The organism is Burkholderia sp. MR1-5-21, from assembly GCF_053427715.1.
The window spans coordinates 1-1,478 of record NZ_JBSAXD010000082.1 but is presented as its reverse complement, the minus strand read 5'-3'; the positions used below and the strand labels follow the sequence as shown (position 1 = coordinate 1,478).

The window sequence follows — 1,478 nt, the reverse complement described above, 5'->3', positions numbered from 1 at the left end:
TCCCGGGAATTGGTAAGGACCTCCCCCAACGCCAGATCGGCATCTATCGGTGCCATCATGGCTGGTGCTACGCAACCTTCAGCGAAGGGGGAAGTCATGGAACAGATTACTCGCGTTGGTGTGGATCTGGCCAAGAATGTGATGGTGCGACCTGAAAGTCGCCTGAATTTCTGTCTCACAGGGGAAGTCATGACCTGATGAAACCGGTTGTTCCATCAACCGTTTCCTACCCGGACATGCGGAGCCGGTAACAGCTCGGTGTGAAGCTCTGGGGACAACGTAGCCGCCGGGAAACCGGTACGCTGAGCCGCGAGGCGAGGCGGAATCTGCCAGCACGAAGGCGGAGAGGAGCAAGGGATGAGCGGGTACGACCAACATATGTGAACTTCCGATAAACGTCGTGATCTTGAACAAGCCAAACGTGCTGACAGGCTTGAACCAAAACGGTGTGTGGTGAGGAGTGGTTCCTGAATGACTGGGCCACCATGGACGATCAGCCACCGGCGAAGAGGAAGGGTCCGCCCCGCTCGGAAATTCAAGCGGAACAGGGTAAGCCCATCGTGCCGCCGGCAACGGCAGGCGAACCGCAAGGAACGCTGTTGGTGTGGTGGGTAAAGGAAAGCGGAGAAAGCGAACGCCTGTCTGTAGCGGACGGGATACGGGCTGCGACATTGCTCGACACGAAAGTGGGCAGACTTCCGCGTGGTCATTCATGGCGAGAGAATCTTTGATGAACCGTTGTACGAGGGAAAGCAGATGACGGCGAACGATACGAAGGTGTCAAACGCTGGTGCGCCCTCGCACGCCGCACGAATGTGGGATCAGGCGAACTGGTCGCATATCGAGACGGAGGTGAAGCGGCTTCAGATGCGTATCGCCAAGGCAGTTCGGGAAGGCCGATGGTGCAAGGCGAAAGTCTTGCAACGTTTGTTGACCCGCTCGCATAGCGGCAAGATGCTGGCCGTGAAGCGTGTGACGGAAAATCGCGGCAAGAGAACGCCGGGGGTGGACGGCAGGATATGGTCATCCCCGTCGGCCAGATGGAAAGGAATGCTATCGCTACGTCATCGAGGTTATCGTGCGATGCCGCTGCGACGTGTTTACATTCCCAAGAGTAACGGCAAGAAACGTCCGTTGGGAATCCCGTGCATGAAGTGCCGGGCGATGCAGGCTTTATGGAAGCTCGCCTTGGAGCCCATCGCGGAGACCCTGGCGGACGCCAACTCCTATGGCTTTCGGCCCCAACGCTCGACCGCCGACGCCATCGAGCAGTGCTTCATCGTTCTGGCCAAGCGTGCATCGCCAGAATGGATTCTGGAGGGGGACATTCGAGGCTGTTTCGACAACTTCAGCCACTCCTGGATTCTGGAGAACGTGCCGATGGATAAGGAGGTTCTGCGGAAGTGGCTTCAAGCCGGATATATCGACGAGGGAACTCTGTTCGAGTCACGGGCTGGTACACCCCAAGGGGGCGTCAT

At 58.0% G+C, this 1,478-nt stretch carries 2 protein-coding genes; both read left to right on the top strand.

What is annotated here, in order from left to right; genetic code table 11:
- The coding region (locus ACV229_RS40465) for a hypothetical protein (RefSeq protein WP_448088645.1) at positions 1 to 198 on the top strand (198 nt) is incomplete at its 5' end.
- A gap of 558 nt (positions 199 to 756) precedes the next feature.
- On the top strand, positions 757 to 1,478 hold a 722-nt coding region (locus tag ACV229_RS40460), incomplete at its 3' end, for a reverse transcriptase N-terminal domain-containing protein (RefSeq protein ID WP_448088644.1).